This is a genomic window from Roseateles sp. P5_B10 (assembly GCF_056400485.1).
Map to the genome: position 1 here is coordinate 1 of NZ_JBFULE010000830.1, position 2265 is coordinate 2265.

At 67.7% G+C, this 2265-nt stretch carries 3 protein-coding genes; 2 read left to right on the forward strand and 1 reads right to left on the reverse strand.

Going from position 1 to position 2265, the window contains the following annotated elements:
- Together AC1DU6_RS28170 and AC1DU6_RS28175 are read left to right on the forward strand one after the other, a co-directional pair.
- Positions 1-251: hypothetical protein (locus tag AC1DU6_RS28170; protein WP_477861156.1), on the forward strand; the 251-nt coding region annotated here is incomplete at its 5' end.
- Entirely contained in the window at positions 203-919 is a 717-nt protein-coding gene (locus AC1DU6_RS28175; RefSeq protein WP_477861158.1) for a hypothetical protein, read from the forward strand. The genes AC1DU6_RS28170 and AC1DU6_RS28175, both read left to right, overlap by 49 nt.
- Here the strand turns inward: AC1DU6_RS28175 and AC1DU6_RS28180 are convergent.
- Positions 909-2045, reverse strand: a complete 1137-nt coding sequence (locus AC1DU6_RS28180; protein ID WP_477861160.1) for a glycosyltransferase family protein — start codon at positions 2043-2045, stop codon at positions 909-911. The genes AC1DU6_RS28175 and AC1DU6_RS28180 overlap by 11 nt on opposite strands.
- Between the last annotated feature and the right edge of the window lie 220 nt (positions 2046-2265).

The following is a 2265-nucleotide window of genomic DNA, read 5'->3' on the forward strand; positions in this document are numbered from 1 at the left end:
CGATGCCGGAGCGCGCTTGGTTCTGCGGGGTGGGGTTCGAGTACTTTCATGCGCTGTTCGAGCAGTTGGCGGCACTGGACCTGACGCACACGGAGGTGCTGATGGTGCTGTCAGAAGATTGCCAGGAGGATGGCATTCGCCAGGCGGCCAAGGTGCATGGGCTGCAGTTGAAATTGCGGGGTAGGCGCCGGAGCTGGCTGGAATGGGCGGCCATGCTGCAAGTGGTGCCGGCGTTGGAGGACGTCCGGTGAGCGCACGCGGGCTGATCATCCAGATCCACGTGGTGTTGTCATGCGGGGCGATGCTCTGCTGGCTGGCCGCGCTAGCGGCCTATGCCGGTGCCTGGCGCCGGCATCACAGGCTGATCGGCCGCACCTTCATGGGGTTGGTCGTGGCCAGCATGGTGTTGGCCGTGGGCATTGCCGTGGACGCCCGCAACCCATTCGGCGCCGTGACCTCGTTGCAACCTCTGGTGCTGTGCCTGAGTGCCGGTGCTCAGTTCCTTCGTTCGCGCTGGGTCGTGCGCGCACTCGGCTGGGTGGGTTTGTTGGTGGYGGCCGGCGTGCTGGCAGGCACTTGGGGCCTGCTGAACTCGCACCGGCTCATCGACGTGATCGCCTTTCCCTGGTCTGCACTGACGCAAGGTGCACTTGCGGTCAACGATCTGCGCACGGCGCCGGGGCCGCGCTGGCGAGCCCACGGCCATCGCATGCTGGCGGCGGGTTGGTTCTACCTTGCGGAAGTGGGCATCTTGACCCTGGATCCGCATCCCAGCGTCATTGCCTGGATGATCGCGGCCATCGTGCCGATCGGCGGGGTGTTGTGGGTGCGCCGGCAACCGAGGAGCTTTGGACCGGCTGGGCCGGCCTTGACAGCAGGAGGGGCAAATGGAGCCTCGACTTCATCGCTCAGCGCCTAGCCCGGACCTCGTCGATGAGCTGCACCGCGCGGTGCAGACTGGTGTGATCCCGGTACACCCGCTCCAGCGCGCGACCGGCGACGCGTTCACGCGCCGGGCGATCATCCAGCCAGCGATCAAAGGCATCGCGCATCGACGTCGGTCCTCGCGGCACGGCAATGAGTTCATCCTCATCGAAATGCTGTCGGGTCAGGGGACTGAGTTCGGTGATCTGGAAGGTGGCGCTGGCCGCCGCTGCATAGACGCGCTGGGTCAAGTCTGCGGCGCTGTCGAGCAGCGGAGCAACCAAAGGGGCAAGCGACACGCGAGCCATCGCTTGGTGGCGAGCATGCTCATCGACCGGCAGCCGCGGCACGCCGAACCCCCACGTCTCGAGCTCACCGAACAGGCCGTGGTGCCGCGCGAGGATATGGCGCATCGTGTGCCACACGGCACGGACCCGCTGCGGATTGGCCACCGACAAGTGCGCGTAGTCGAACACGCGCTCGCAGGCATGTGGCCGGTCGCGGAACGGGCTGGCCGCCTGAGGCAGCCACACGAAAGGCTTGCCCAGGCGCATCCATGCAACCGCCGAACGCTGCATGAAGGGCTCGGCATGCAGCGACAGCAGCAGGTCTGCGCCGGCACCGCTGGCCGTGCGATCAAGCCGCCGCGCCTCGGCCGCACTCAGCGGTGCGCACGATTCGGCCACGTCGCGCGCGGGAATCAGCAGCCGCGTGCAACGCGACGGGTGGTCCATGCCGGTGGCCTGAAAGCGTTGATGCAGCCGGTCGGTGTCCAGCCCCAGCAGCAGCGTCGGCCGGAAGTCGGCCGCCAACGCCGGCGTCAGCCTCTGTTCATCGTCGACGCGCAGCACCACCACACCGATGTGTTGCAGCGCGCATCGCAGATCCTCGAACCACACCCACCCGGCCGGCGATGGCGGCGTCACCAGCAACACCCGTTCGCCGCAGGCGGCCCGAACCCGGCTGAAGCGGGCCAGCGTCTGCGCTTGCAGTTCAGCGCCGCGCTGATGCAGTCCGGCATCGGGATGTTCGGGTGGCCGGGGCTTGTTGCGCCATTGGCCAGCGGCGAGGCAGGCCTGGATATGGCGGCGCATGAAACGCAACTGCACTTTGCCGCTCATGTCCTGCCATCCCACTGTCTTGTCCGCCTCGCCCAGCTGTTTCCACTATGCCATCGCCGAGCCCAGCCTCGGGCCGAGATTTGATGTCCGAACACTCCTTCAATGCGCAGACGGCGACGCCACCCGACGTCGCCTCGCTGGCTCGCCGCCCCCGGCAGGTTGCGCCGCAGCCCGCCTGGCAGCCGGGGCGGGTGGTCCGCTCGCTGTGGCGGCTATTCGC